13 protein-coding genes are annotated in these 12,596 nt (G+C 64.0%); 1 reads left to right on the forward strand and 12 read right to left on the reverse strand.

Annotation, left to right across the window (positions count from 1 at the left end):
- Positions 1-77: 77 nt before the first annotated feature.
- From U1738_RS05835 to U1738_RS05865, 7 genes are all read right to left on the reverse strand, one after another.
- A complete protein-coding gene (locus U1738_RS05835) occupies positions 78-3,014 on the reverse strand; it encodes a 2-oxoglutarate dehydrogenase E1 component (RefSeq protein ID WP_332788063.1) in 2,937 nt (978 codons plus the stop codon).
- A gap of 70 nt (positions 3,015-3,084) precedes the next feature.
- Complete coding sequence (gene sucD / locus U1738_RS05840; protein ID WP_332788064.1) at positions 3,085-3,969, reverse strand: succinate--CoA ligase subunit alpha; 885 nt, start codon at positions 3,967-3,969, stop codon at positions 3,085-3,087.
- A gap of 22 nt (positions 3,970-3,991) precedes the next feature.
- A complete protein-coding gene (locus U1738_RS05845; protein ID WP_332788065.1) occupies positions 3,992-4,561 on the reverse strand; it encodes a hypothetical protein in 570 nt (189 codons plus the stop codon).
- Complete coding sequence (gene mdh / locus U1738_RS05850; protein WP_332788066.1) at positions 4,531-5,493, reverse strand: malate dehydrogenase; 963 nt, start codon at positions 5,491-5,493, stop codon at positions 4,531-4,533. Before mdh ends, U1738_RS05845 begins: the two co-directional genes overlap by 31 nt.
- A 101-nt stretch (positions 5,494-5,594) precedes the next feature.
- A complete protein-coding gene (gene zapE / locus U1738_RS05855) occupies positions 5,595-6,716 on the reverse strand; it encodes a cell division protein ZapE (RefSeq protein ID WP_332788067.1) in 1,122 nt (373 codons plus the stop codon).
- Positions 6,717-6,881: 165 nt separating this feature from the next.
- Positions 6,882-7,352, reverse strand: coding sequence for a PaaI family thioesterase (locus U1738_RS05860; RefSeq protein WP_332788068.1), 471 nt, complete (start codon positions 7,350-7,352; stop codon positions 6,882-6,884).
- Positions 7,353-7,519: 167 nt separating this feature from the next.
- Entirely contained in the window at positions 7,520-8,305 is a 786-nt protein-coding gene (locus U1738_RS05865) for a succinate dehydrogenase iron-sulfur subunit (RefSeq protein WP_332788069.1), read from the reverse strand.
- 297 nt (positions 8,306-8,602) lie between these two features.
- Between U1738_RS05865 and U1738_RS05870 the strand changes: the two genes are divergently transcribed.
- Positions 8,603-9,346, forward strand: coding sequence for an SDR family NAD(P)-dependent oxidoreductase (locus U1738_RS05870; RefSeq protein WP_332788070.1), 744 nt, complete (start codon positions 8,603-8,605; stop codon positions 9,344-9,346).
- Positions 9,347-9,385: 39 nt separating this feature from the next.
- Here the strand turns inward: U1738_RS05870 and U1738_RS05875 are convergent, their stop codons facing one another.
- The 5 genes from U1738_RS05875 to U1738_RS05895 all read right to left on the reverse strand — a co-directional run bounded on the left by U1738_RS05875 (position 9,386) and on the right by U1738_RS05895 (position 12,522).
- A complete protein-coding gene (locus tag U1738_RS05875) occupies positions 9,386-9,949 on the reverse strand; it encodes an ATP-dependent Clp protease proteolytic subunit (protein ID WP_332788071.1) in 564 nt (187 codons plus the stop codon).
- Between the two features lie 185 nt (positions 9,950-10,134).
- A complete protein-coding gene (locus U1738_RS05880; RefSeq protein WP_332788072.1) occupies positions 10,135-11,124 on the reverse strand; it encodes a C13 family peptidase in 990 nt (329 codons plus the stop codon).
- Positions 11,125-11,180: 56 nt separating this feature from the next.
- Positions 11,181-12,035 carry a glycoside hydrolase gene (locus tag U1738_RS05885; RefSeq protein WP_332788073.1) on the reverse strand — a complete coding sequence of 285 codons (855 nt, stop codon included), beginning with the start codon at positions 12,033-12,035 and terminating at the stop codon, positions 11,181-11,183.
- Between the two features lie 44 nt (positions 12,036-12,079).
- Positions 12,080-12,277, reverse strand: coding sequence for a type II toxin-antitoxin system HicA family toxin (locus tag U1738_RS05890; RefSeq protein ID WP_332788074.1), 198 nt, complete (start codon positions 12,275-12,277; stop codon positions 12,080-12,082).
- The gene (locus U1738_RS05895) at positions 12,277-12,522 is read right to left on the reverse strand and encodes a DUF1902 domain-containing protein (RefSeq protein ID WP_332788075.1); all 246 of its coding nucleotides are present in this window, start codon (positions 12,520-12,522) and stop codon (positions 12,277-12,279) included. Before U1738_RS05895 ends, U1738_RS05890 begins: the two co-directional genes overlap by 1 nt.
- Positions 12,523-12,596: the final 74 nt, after the last annotated feature.

Below are 12,596 nucleotides of genomic sequence, written 5' to 3' on the forward strand. Positions count from 1 at the left end.
CAGCGTCGATTGTTCGAGCGTTGCGATACATTACATCTACCTTCGCAACTGGGCCCCGGCCTTCGCCGGGGAACAGCTTAATTCTTCTTCGTGCGGCGGAATTCCTCGCGCACATTGTGGCCGAGCGCATCCGCGATCAGCGCCGCCTGTTCGAGCTGGTGACGCTTCATCAGGCCCGTCGCCGGAGACGCCGATGCCGCACGACCGGCATAGCGCGGACGCTGCGCCTTGCAGCCTGCCTCGACCAGGCAATCTTCGATGAAAGGTTCGACGAACGTCCAGGCGCCGTTATTGCGTGGTTCTTCCTGCGCCCAGACGACCTCCTCGACATTCGCCATCCGCTTGAGCCGCGCGACCAGAGGTTCGCCCGGGAAGGGATAGAGCTGTTCGAGCCGGACGATCGCGGTGCCGGTGTCGCCGGCCGCATCGCGTGCTTCCATCAGATCGTAGGCGACCTTGCCGGTGCACAATACGAGGCGCTTCACCTCCGCATCGGCCGGGGCCGAAGGATCGCTGAGGATGCGGCGGAAGTGACTATCGCCGAGGAAGTCCGACGCCTTCGATACCGCCAGCTTGTGACGCAGCAGCGATTTGGGCGTGAATACGATCAGGGGCTTGCGGAAGCTGCGATGCATCTGGCGGCGCAGCAGGTGGAAATAATTGGCCGGCGTGGTGCAGTTCGCGACCTGCATATTGTCCTGCGCGCACAATTGCAGGAAGCGTTCGGGGCGGGCGGACGAATGCTCCGGCCCCTGCCCTTCATACCCGTGCGGCAGCAGCATCACGAGGCCGTTGGCGCGCAACCACTTGGCTTCGCCCGACGCGATGAACTGATCGATCATGATCTGCGCACCGTTCATGAAATCGCCGAACTGCGCCTCCCACAGCACCAGAGTCTTGGGATCGGCGAGCGCATAGCCGTATTCGAACCCGAGCACGCCATATTCGCTCAATGGGCTGTCCAGAACCTCGAAGCTGCCATGCTCGACCGTCCAGAGCGGCACGTATTTATGCTCGTCGGTCTGATCGACCCACACCGCATGACGCTGACTGAACGTGCCGCGGCCCGAATCCTGACCGGACAGGCGCACGCCATAGCCTTCCGACAGCAACGACCCGAAGGCCAAGGCCTCGCCGGTCGCCCAATCGAAATTCGCGCCGGATTTGAACATCTCGCGCTTGGCATCCAGAACTCGGTTGAGCGTCTTGTGGACGATCAGGTCGGCGGGCACCGTGGTTAGCGTACGGCCTAGCGAGTCGAACAGTTTCTGTTCGATGCCCGTTTCCAGATTTCGCCGCGCGCTCTCGGCATCGGCCGGGGCGTGCAGTCCGGACCAGCGCCCGGCGAACCAGTCCGCCTTGTTCGGCTTGTACGAAGCGCCAGCCTCGAACTCGCCTTCTAGCAGAGTAATGAATTGCTTGATATTGCCGTCGATCCAGGCGCGATCGATCACCTTCTGCTCGATCAGCTTGGCCGCATACACTTCGCTGACCGGCGGGTGCGACCGGATGCGATCGTACATCAAAGGCTGCGTGAAGCTCGGCTCGTCGCCCTCGTTATGGCCGTTGCGGCGATAGCACCACATGTCGATCACGACGTCGCGATGGAAGGTCTGGCGATATTCGATCGCCATCTTGCACGCGAAGGTCACGGCCTCGGGATCGTCGCCGTTGACGTGGAAGATCGGGGCCTGCACGCCCTTCGCCACGTCGCTCGGATAGGGCGAGCTGCGCGCGAATTGCGGGCTGGTGGTGAAGCCGATCTGGTTGTTGATGACGAAATGCAGGCAGCCACCGGTATTGTAGCCGCGGATGCCGGAAAAGCCGAGGCATTCCCACACGATCCCCTGCCCCGCGAACGCCGCATCGCCGTGGATCAGCACCGGCAAAGACGCCTTGTGCTCGCTCAGATCGCCCGCGATCTTCTGGATCGCGCGGACCTTGCCGAGGACGACCGGATCTTCTGCTTCGAGATGCGAGGGGTTGGCGACCAGCGACATATGCACGCTGATGCCGTCGAACTCGCGATCGGTGCTGGTGCCAAGGTGATACTTCACGTCGCCCGAACCGGCCACATCGTCGGGATTATCGGACCCACCGCCGAATTCGTGGAAGATGATCCGGTACGGCTTGGCCATCACGTTGGTCAGCACGTTCAGGCGGCCGCGATGCGCCATCCCGAACACGATCTCGTTGACGCCCAATTGGCCGCCATATTTGATCACGCTTTCCAGCGCCGGAATCATGCTCTCGCCGCCGTCGAGGCCGAAGCGCTTCGTGCCGACGAACTTCTTGCCGCAGAAGCGTTCCCACTGCTCGGCTTCGATCACTTTGTTGAGGATCGCCTTCTTGCCGGGATCGGAGAACTCGATCGCCTTGTCCTTGCCCTCCATCCGCTGCTGAAGGAACACGCGCTCCTCGACATCGGCGATGTGCATGTATTCCAGGCCGACATTGCCGCAATAATTGGCGCGCAACGTATCGACCAGTTCGCGCACCGTGGTCCATTGCAGGCCCATCGTGCCGCCGAGATAGACCGGGCGATCGATATCCGCTTCGGAAAAGCCGTGATATTCTGTGCGCAGATCGGCCGGCAAGTCGCGCGTCGCGTTGAGGCCGAGCGGATCGAGATTGGCGGCGAGATGCCCGCGTACGCGGTACGTGCGGATCAGCAGCATGGCGCGGATCGAATCCGCCGCCGCCTTGACGATCGCGTCCTGCGACGGGGCCGGCGTAGCGGCCGCGACAGGCTTGGCACCGCCCTTTGCGGGCTTCGGCGCCGGCTCCATCTGAGTCGGATCGAGCGCCGATGTCAGGTCGTCGGTGCTGGTCAGCGGCCAGCTCGCCTGCTCCCAGCTCGGCCCTTGAGCGGAGCCTTCGAGACCCTCGAACCACGACCGCCAGGCCGGCTCGACGCTGTCGGGCGATTCCTTGAACCGCGCGTACAACGTCTCGATGAACGCCGGGGAAACACCCCCGGCGATATCTGCGAAATCCTGGCCTTCATAGCCCATTGGCTGTTCCTCGGCGCATCCCTGGGGAGGTCAGAAGATGCTCTTGGTCCCGCGCATAGGCGGGAAATGGTTAACCGTTCAGTACCGCGAGCAACGTGGTGCCCAATTCGGACGGGCTGGCCGACACCTTGATGCCCGCCGCTTCCATCGCCGCGATCTTGCTTTCCGCATCGCCCTTGCCGCCCGACACGATCGCGCCGGCATGGCCCATGCGACGACCCGGAGGGGCCGTGCGGCCGGCGATGAAGCCGGCCATCGGCTTCTTGCGGCCACGCTTGGCCTCGTCGATCAGGAACTGCGCCGCCTGCTCCTCGGCATCGCCGCCGATCTCGCCGATCATGATGATCGACTTGGTCGCCTCGTCGGCGAGGAACAGTTCCAGCACGTCGATGAAGTTCGTGCCGTTGACCGGATCGCCGCCAATGCCGACCGCCGTCGTCTGGCCGAGGCCGGCGTTCGACGTCTGGAACACCGCCTCATAGGTCAGCGTGCCGGAGCGCGAGACGACGCCGACCGAGCCTTCTTTGAAAATGCTGCCCGGCATGATGCCGATCTTGCACTGGTTCGGGGTCAGCACGCCGGGGCAGTTCGGCCCGATCAGACGCGACTTGGACCCGCTGAGCGCGCGCTTCACCTTGACCATGTCGAGCACCGGCACACCTTCGGTGATGCACACGATCAGCGGCACTTCGGCGTCGATCGCCTCGAGGATCGAATCCGCCGCGAAGGGGGGCGGCACGTAGATCACGCTTGCGGTCGCGCCGGTGGCGTGCACCGCCTCGGCGACGGTGTTGAAGTTCGGCAGGCCGATATGCGTCGTCCCGCCCTTGCCCGGCGTCACGCCGCCGACCATCTGCGTGCCATATGCCAGCGCCGCCTCGGTATGGAAGCTGCCGGTCTTGCCGGTCATCCCTTGGGTGATGACCTTGGTGTTCTTGTCGACGAGGATGCTCATGCGTTGACTGCCCTGTCCTAGTTCAGCGTACCGTGAAGGCGTGAAGCACCTTCGATCCGATATCGCCCGCGATATAATCAATGGAAAGATTGAGCGCCGCCGCCCGGTAGGCCTTCATTGGAAAGCCCTGTATCGAATCGTCCGACATGCGCGCGTCGGCGCGGATCGCCGCATCGACCTGCGCCGAGTCCAAGTCCCACGCCATAACTTCGCACTGGCGCCCCAAGCGCGGCACCAGATCGGGAATATCGAAGATCGCAACGACCATAGGCAGGCCATCGCGTTCGTAACGCCAAGCGGCGCTACGTTGATAGACTCGATCCTCGCCTTTTTTCTTGCCGCGAACGACGACACGGTTTTTGGCAGGCACCGTCGCCGGATCGATCAACGTCCAATTTCCGGACGTCGCCAGCGCCCGGATTGCTGCCGGATCGTTTTTCGTATCGACGCAGATGCGCAGCATTTCACCGACGAATGCCGTCGATGCCGTCGACGCATCCTGCGCCGAGATCACCACCGGCTGTGCCAGCGCGATGAGAAAGGCAATCGGCAGCACGCGGATCAGTTCAGCGAACCGTCGATCGCCTTGCACGCGACCAGCAATTCCTTGACCGCGTCGACCGAGACGGTGAGGTTGCCCTTGGCTTCCTCGTCCAGCGCGATTTCCACGATCTGCTCGACGCCGCCCGCGCCGATCACCACCGGCACGCCGACATACAAATTGTCGATGCCGTACTGGCCGGTCAGGTGCGCCGCCGCCGGCAGCACGCGCTTCTGGTCGTAGAGATAGGCCTCCGCCATCGCGATGCCGCTGGTCGCGGGCGCATAATAAGCCGAGCCGGTCTTGAGCAACGCGACGATCTCGCCGCCACCCGAACGGGTGCGGGCCACGATCGCGTCGATCTTTTCCTGCGTCGAGCGGCCCATCTTGATGAGGTCAGGGATCGGGATGCCCGAGACAGTCGAATAGGAGATGACCGGCACCATCGTGTCGCCGTGCCCGCCGAGCACGAAGCTGGTGACGTCCTTGACCGACACGTCGAACTCTTCGGCGAGGAAGTGGCTGAAGCGCGCCGAATCGAGCACGCCGGCCATGCCGACGACCTTGCGATGCGGCAGCCCCGAGAATTCACGAAGCGCCCAGACCATCGCGTCGAGCGGGTTGGTGATGCAGATGACGAACGCGTCGGGCGCATTAGCGGCGATGCCTTCGCCGACCGCCTTCATCACCTTAAGGTTGATGCCGAGCAGATCGTCGCGGCTCATGCCGGGCTTGCGCGCCACGCCTGCGGTGACGATGATCACGTCGGCGCCGGCGATATCGGCATAATCGTTGGTGCCGGTGATCTTGCCCGAGAAGCCTTCGACCGGGCCGCACTGACTGAGATCGAGCGCCTTGCCCTGCGGCACGCCTTCAACGACGTCGAACAGCACGACATCGCCGAGGTTCTTGAGGGCCGCGAGATGCGCGAGCGTCCCGCCGATATTACCGGCGCCGATCAGCGCGATCTTCTTGCGGGCCATCCCTCGTCCTTTTTTCGAAGTTACCAAAGTTGCCGCCCATTAGGCCCGTTTCGGGTTGGGGGCAACCGCTAAAAGGGCGTGGTCACCTCGCGTTATTGCAACTAGTTCGCAATTGCATTAGAGCCATGGCCGGCCGACAGATATTCCTCCGACCGCATCTCTTCCAAGCGACTGACGGTGCGATCGAATTCGAAGCGGCCGTCGCCTTTCTCGTAAAGCTGGTCTGGTTCGGCGTCCGCAGCGGCGAGCAGCTTGACCTTGTGTTCGTACAGCGCATCGATCAGCGAGATGAAGCGCGCCGCCTCGTTGCGGTTCTCCGGTCCGAGTTTGGGAATGCCGACCAGGATCACGGTGTGGAAACGCCGCGCGATGGCGAGGTAATCCGCCGTACCCCGATTGGCCTCGCACAACCGCTTGAAGCTGAACACCGCGACGCCCTTGATGCTTTTGGGCACGTGCAGCGTGCGGCCCTGCACGACGATCTCCTCGCTTGGCACATGCGCGCGATCCTCGACCGGAAAGTCGGTCAAGCGGAAGAATGCGTCGGACAATTGCCGCGTCGCCTCCGGCCCATTGGGCACCAGCCAGGTCGGCTGGTTGCCGAGCCGATCGCGGCGGTAATCGACCGGGCCGTTCAGCGTCAGCACATCGAGCTTTTGTTCGAGCAGCGCGATGAACGGCAGAAAATGCTCGCGGTTCAGGCCGTTCTTGTAGAGATCGGCCGGCGCACGGTTCGACGTCGTCACCACCGTCACGCCGCGCGTCATGAGTTCGGTGAACAGCCGCGACAGGATCATCGCATCCGGGCTGTTGGTCACCATCATCTCGTCGAATGCGAGCAACCGCGCTTCCTCGGCCAGCGCGACGGCGACCGGCGGGATCGGATCGCCCAGCTCCTTCGCGCGCTCGGCGGCGATACGCTGGTGCACTTCGAGCATGAATTCGCCGAAATGGACGCGACGTTTGCGCGTGATGTTCAGGCAGCCGAAGAACAGGTCCATCAGCATCGATTTGCCGCGCCCCACCCCGCCCCACATATACACGCCGCGCGGTGCCTCGGGCTTCTTGCCCAGCACCTTCCACAAGGTGCTGCCGCGCTTCGGGGTGGCTTCGAGTTCGGCGGCCAGCGCGTCCAGCCGAGCGGCGGCGGCGGCCTGTTCGGGATCGGCGCGCAATTCGCCCGATGCGACGAGCGCGGTGTAGGCGGCGAGGACTTTAGTCATGCCCGGCACCTTGGATATCAGACGTAATGACGCAACGCTCACTTCTCCCCTCCCTGGAAGGGAGGGGTTGGGGGTGGGTAGGCATGGGGATGGGACGGCACTCCCTAGAGAGCGACCCACCCCCAGCCCCTCCCTTCCAGGGAGGGGAGCAAGAAAGGTGGATTATCACGCCGTCCCACCCACCGGTGCCACCTTCCGCAACGTCCCGGTAAAACTCGCGATCGTCGGCAAGCCTTCCTGCACGATCAGCCCGCGCAGGAAGATCATGCGCTTGGTCTCGCGCAACATCTCGAGATGCGCCTCCAGCGGCTCGCCGATCGTGCCCGCACCGATGAACTGCGCCGACAGATCGAGCGTCACCGCGCCGCCCGCCGAGAGCACCCCGAACGCGCGGGCGGCGGCGAACAAGGCGACATCCATGAACCCGAGCAGCGCGCCGCCATGCACGGCATCGCGCATGTTCGAATGCTCGCGCCGCGGCACCATCCGCACCCGTGCCAGAACGCCGTCGATGCGGACCTGCAATGGTTCGATAAAGGCATTGTACCGCGTGGGATCGCGGAACTGCCAGCGCTTCCAGCCGGGCAGGTCGGGATCGTCGTCGAAGGAGAAAAGGGGCGAGGCGGGTTCGGTCACGTCATTCCGTTCCTGGCGGCAGATAACGCCACATCCTGCCGTCATCCTGAACTTGTTTCAGCATCCATCGCGCCACATCGGCGATTGCCCGAGAGGCGAAATGGATCCTGAAACAAGTTCAGGATGACGGAGGTCTGTGAAGCGACGTGCGGTGAGTTCCAATCCGATCAGACGACCCGCTCGACTTCCATCTTCTTGATCTCGGCAATCGCCTTGGCCGGGTTCAGGCCCTTGGGGCACACGTTGGCGCAGTTCATGATCGTGTGGCAGCGATAGAGGCGGAACGGATCCTCCAGCTCGTCGAGCCGCTCGCCGGTCATCTCGTCGCGGCTGTCGGCCAGCCAGCGATAGGCCTGCAACAGGATTGCAGGGCCCAGGAACTTGTCGCTGTTCCACCAATAGCTCGGGCACGAGGTGGAGCAGCAGGCGCACAGGATGCACTCGTACAGCCCGTCCAGCTTCTCGCGGTCGGCCGGCGATTGCAGGCGCTCCTTGCCCGAGGGCGGCGGGGTGACGGTTTGCAGCCACGGCTTGATCGAGCTGTACTGCGCGTAGAAATGCGTGAAATCGGGGACGAGATCCTTGATCACTTCCATGTGCGGCAGCGGCGTGATCGTCACGTCGCCCTTCACATCCTCGATCGCCGTGGTGCAGGCGAGACCGTTCTTGCCGTCGATGTTCATCGAACACGATCCGCAAATCCCCTCGCGGCAGGAGCGGCGGAAGGTCAGCGAACTGTCCTGCTCGGACTTCATCTTGATCAGCGCATCGAGCACCATCGGGCCGCAATTTTCGGTATCGATCTCGAACGTGTCGTAGCGCGGGTTCTCGCCGCTATCGGGATCGTAGCGATAGACCTTGAAATTCCTGATCGCCGCCGAACCCGCAGGTGCCTTGTGGACCTTGCCGTTCTTTTTGACTTTGCTGTTCTTCGGCAGGGAGAATTCGGCCATTGCCCGTTGATCCTTCATGGCGGCGGCGTGGGATGAAATCCGGCTATGCCTTTCAGGGCCGCCGTGCAACCCCGTTTGCGCAGTGCAGCAGAGGACAACCCTCTCGCCCGCCGTAAAGCTTGCGGCCGGCAAACCAGAACTATGCCCCTACGCAAAGCATTGGAAGGCCACGGCTTTGCAGGAAACTCAGGCGCCCCGGCGTGGACCAGCGATTGAAAGCCGCGACCCTGCCCCCAATCTGCCCGGCACAGCGCCGAAGACCCGCCATTGCGGGCCGCGCGACAAGGATATGCGACCATGAGCAACAGACTCGAAGGCAAGAAGGCGATCGTCACCGGCGGATCGCGCGGTATCGGCGCGGCGATCGCCAAGCGGCTGGCAGCGGAGGGCGCGGACGTCGTGATCACCTATGCCGGCAACAAGGACGCCGCGCAGCAGACGGTGGCGGCAATCAGCGCGGCGGGCCGCACCGGTCATGCGATCCAGGCCGATAGCGGCGATGCGCAGGCACAACGCGCGGCGATTGCCGAAGCGGTCGAGGCGCTCGGTGGACTCGACATCCTCGTCCACAATGCCGGCGTCGCCGATTTCGCCTCGATCGAAAGCGATCCGGCGGACGCTTATCGCAAGCAGTTCGGCGTCAACGTGGACGGCGTGTTTGCCGGCACGGCGGCGGCGGTGCCGCTGATGACGGATGGCGGGCGGATCATCGTGATCGGCAGCATCAACGCCCATACGATGCCGATCGCCGGCGGCGCGATCTACGGCGCGACCAAGGCGGCGGTGGCCGGGCTGGTGCGCGGCTGGGCGCGCGATCTGGGACAGCGCGGCATTCTGGTCAACGTGATCCAGCCGGGGCCGATCGATACCGACCTGAACCCGGCCGACGGCGATTTCGCCAAGATACTGACGCCGGGGATCGCGCTCGGCCGCTATGGCCGTGCCGATGAAGTGGCTGCGCTGGCGGCGTTCCTGGCGAGCGACGACGCGTCGTTCATCACCGGCGCGGCGATCGACATCGACGGCGGCTTTTCGCTCTGACGGGGCTTCGGGGCGGGCGACATGCGCCCGCCCCGATTTTCAAATCACGTCGAGCACCAACCCTAGATCGCGGGCCTCTTCGGCCTCGATATACCAATTGGAGGGCGCACGTTCGCGCAGATCCTCGAACTGGACGCGGCTGTCCTTCACGATATCGCGGAAGCCCTCTTCCTCGATCAGTATCGAATGCTCGACCTCGTGCAGCGCCGCCCTGATCGAGGCGACGACCATACGCAGCGGCCCGTTGAGGTTGATCGTCTTCTGGATCGTGCGTTCGTGGATCATCAGCCGCGTGTGCCGCGTCAGGAAACGGCGATCGACCGGAAACGCGGCCATGAACGTCGCGCCGGCGGAATAGACCGCAACCTTGCCGAGGAACAGGATCTCGCGATCGTCATGATCCTCCAGCAGGCGGATATCGTCGGCCATCGTGCGCGCGACCTCGGGATCGCCACCTAGGGTGGTGAGCGCGATGACCAGCGTGCCGCTTTCCGGGCAAGCGTCGAGCTGCTGGCGGAAGCTCTGGTACATGAACTGATCGACCGGGCCGGACAGGCGGATGTTCGGCTTGGCGAGAAGCGGGTATTTGGTGGCTTGGAGCATGCGCGTGGGAACAGACGCGCGGGGGTGAGGTTCCGTGGGTGCGCCGATTATCTCCTTTCTACGCTTCCCCGGCGACGGCCGGGGCCCAGTCGCGCAACGCTATTTGGCGCGCGCGGCGCGTAGTTACATCGACCTTCCCGGCTGGGCCCCGGCCTCGCCGGGGAAGCGTATCGGGGGTGGGCGCGCTACTTCGCGTCGAGCAACGACACCGCCGGCCTGCCCACCGGCACCGTCACCTCCTTCGGCCGCCGCCGGTCCAGCGCCGCAAGCCACACGCCGGCATTCGCCCCGATCGAGACCTGCGGCTGTGACGGCTTCAATTGCCCCCGCGTCTCCCACTCGCCGATAAGCCGAACCGCCTCCGCACCCGCCGCCGCGATATCCTGTGGTTTACGGAGCGCATGATTGATCAACGCATCGCCGAAGAACGTCCAGTCGCTGTCCGCCTGGCAGCCGAATGACGTGCGATCGTCCGACGATGCGGTGATCACCACGCTGTCGACGTTCGACAATAACGGCACGAACACGCCGGAGAAGCACGCGCTGACCAGCACCATGCGCCGTTCGATCCCGAGCGCGCCGAGCATCGTCCACAGCCGCTGCGGCGAGATCATGCCGTACCCCTGATCGCCATCATTATAGACGATGCCCATCGGCGCGCCGTGGCTGGTGGTGTAGAGGATCAGCACGTCCTCCTTGGGGTCCATCACCTCGGCCACGCGGGCCAGCGCCATGGCGATATTGTCGGGCGATCCGCGTGGCAGATTGCTGTCTCCGCTGCCGTCGGTGCCCGCCAGCACGATCGTGCGGCCGGCGGCATCGTAACGCCGCGACAGCACCTTGCCCGCCTCGCGCGCCTCGCGCCCGAACACCGGATCGCTGTCCAGCGCGACGGCGACGACATAGGCGTCGACCACGCCCTTGCGCTGCGGCTGAACCGCGGCCAGCGCGCGATCGAGCCGGCGATGTTCGGCGAGCGTCCATTGCGCCGTCCGGTCGCGTTCCGACGACAGGCCCATATCTGCGAGTAACGCCCCCTGCTCGGGCGTGATATTGCCGTAGAAGGGTGGCCCCTGGGTATGCTGCGCCGGCTGATATTGCTGCGCCCCCGCGCCCGCCGCGAGTGCCGCACCCAAGGTCGTCAGCCATTTCAGGACACCGGCAACACGACCCATATTCACCCCCGATTTGAGCGAAGTGTCACCGCGCGCGCCAGCGTGTCAATCTCCGCTCAGCACACTTCGGCGGTGAATTTCGGCAATGGCCCCGGCGGCACGCGCGCGGCGGAGAGATAGAAGACGTCGGCACCGAGATGATGGTTGTCGCCATAGGCCGCCGCGAGCACCGCATAGAGCGCCGGATCATAGCCCTTCAGATCGTCGTGCGACAGGACGACGCGGCCGTCGAACGTCGCCACCTTGTTCGTATCGAACCAGAATTGCGTGCCCTCAGCCCAATATTCGTCGATCGTGGTGGCGGTATATTCGCCCTTCCACAGCCCTTTGCGCAGCGCATGGGCATAGGCCTTGCCGACCTGGGCATAGAGTTTCGGATCCGCGATCTGAATCGCGTTCAGCACATTGTGACCGAACTCGTGGACGAAGATGTTCTCGCCATAATAACGCGAACTTTGCCAGCCGAGCAGGTTCTCGGCAGTGCCGGTGGTGAGCAGGCCGGACATGCCCCGCGCCCGCGCGTTCCAGTACGCGGCGTCGGTCAGCCGCCCGATCCGCTCGTCATAATGTTTCGATTCACAGAAGGTGAGCCGCGGGTCGTCCTTTGCCGGCTTCTTCCAGTCGCGCTGCTCGGGGATATCCACCGTCCCCTCCTCCGCCGCCATCACCGCGACGCGCTGACCGCGTGCGACCAGCGTGCGGGCGAGATCTGGGCGGTAGGAGAGCATCGCAACGACGATGTCCCGCGCCTTGACGAGCGCTTCGTCGGGCACCTTGGCGGAGGACACGACCGGGATGCCCGCGGCGTCGAGATAGCGGGTGTAGAACGGGTCTAGGTGGAGTGCTGGCGGGGGTGTGGTGATGACCGACGGGGGATCACCTGCGGCGGCTACGCCTGACGGGCCAGCCATCGCGCAGACAATACCCAGGACGAATTTCGCAGCGCCCTTAAACATCAGAATTTTGCCTTGATCCCGGCCTGCTTCAAAATGGCGTTGGCGGTGAAGCGCTTCTTCGTCGTCGCATCGACCGTAAAGTGAAGGTCGGTGATCGGACTGTACCAGATTTCGTGATCGCCCTTGCCGTTGCGGACGAAACGGCAATCGTGTTCGCGCAAGATGCGCTTGAGATCACGGCCATAGGAATTGACCATCAGGCCGCGACCGGAACGGTGCTTTCGTGGAACGCGACCAGCCGGAGCGAATGCGGACCTTCGCGACGATCCTCGGCGATGTGCGCGGCGTTATCGACGATCAATTCGGGCAGCACGGCGGCAGCGCGCTCACGCAAACGCTCCAGCGTATCGCCTTCCGTCACAAGGCCGGGCACGTCGCAATCCAGCGTGTACCAAATCTGCGCCTCGGGATCATAGGCGGCGTGGAGAGTCCAGAGAGCCATGAACCGATCTTACCTCAGATCATCGCCCCTTGCCAGATCGGGCAAGGGTAAAACCAGTTGGTCATCGTCACGCC

Source organism: Parasphingomonas caseinilytica (assembly GCF_036663755.1).
GTDB lineage: Bacteria > Pseudomonadota > Alphaproteobacteria > Sphingomonadales > Sphingomonadaceae > Sphingomonas.

Coding starts and splice junctions, on each gene's coding strand:
- U1738_RS05835 (WP_332788063.1), bottom strand. CDS start 3,014: ATGGGCTATGAAGGCCAGGATTTCGCAGATATCGCCGGGGGTGTTTCC.
- sucD (WP_332788064.1), bottom strand. CDS start 3,969: ATGAGCATCCTCGTCGACAAGAACACCAAGGTCATCACCCAAGGGATG.
- mdh (WP_332788066.1), bottom strand. CDS start 5,493: ATGGCCCGCAAGAAGATCGCGCTGATCGGCGCCGGTAATATCGGCGGG.
- zapE (WP_332788067.1), bottom strand. CDS start 6,716: ATGACTAAAGTCCTCGCCGCCTACACCGCGCTCGTCGCATCGGGCGAA.
- U1738_RS05865 (WP_332788069.1), bottom strand. CDS start 8,305: ATGGCCGAATTCTCCCTGCCGAAGAACAGCAAAGTCAAAAAGAACGGC.
- U1738_RS05870 (WP_332788070.1), top strand. CDS start 8,603: ATGAGCAACAGACTCGAAGGCAAGAAGGCGATCGTCACCGGCGGATCG.
- U1738_RS05875 (WP_332788071.1), bottom strand. CDS start 9,949: ATGCTCCAAGCCACCAAATACCCGCTTCTCGCCAAGCCGAACATCCGC.
- U1738_RS05880 (WP_332788072.1), bottom strand. CDS start 11,124: ATGGGTCGTGTTGCCGGTGTCCTGAAATGGCTGACGACCTTGGGTGCG.
- U1738_RS05885 (WP_332788073.1), bottom strand. CDS start 12,035: ATGGCTGGCCCGTCAGGCGTAGCCGCCGCAGGTGATCCCCCGTCGGTC.
- U1738_RS05890 (WP_332788074.1), bottom strand. CDS start 12,277: ATGGTCAATTCCTATGGCCGTGATCTCAAGCGCATCTTGCGCGAACAC.
- U1738_RS05895 (WP_332788075.1), bottom strand. CDS start 12,522: ATGGCTCTCTGGACTCTCCACGCCGCCTATGATCCCGAGGCGCAGATT.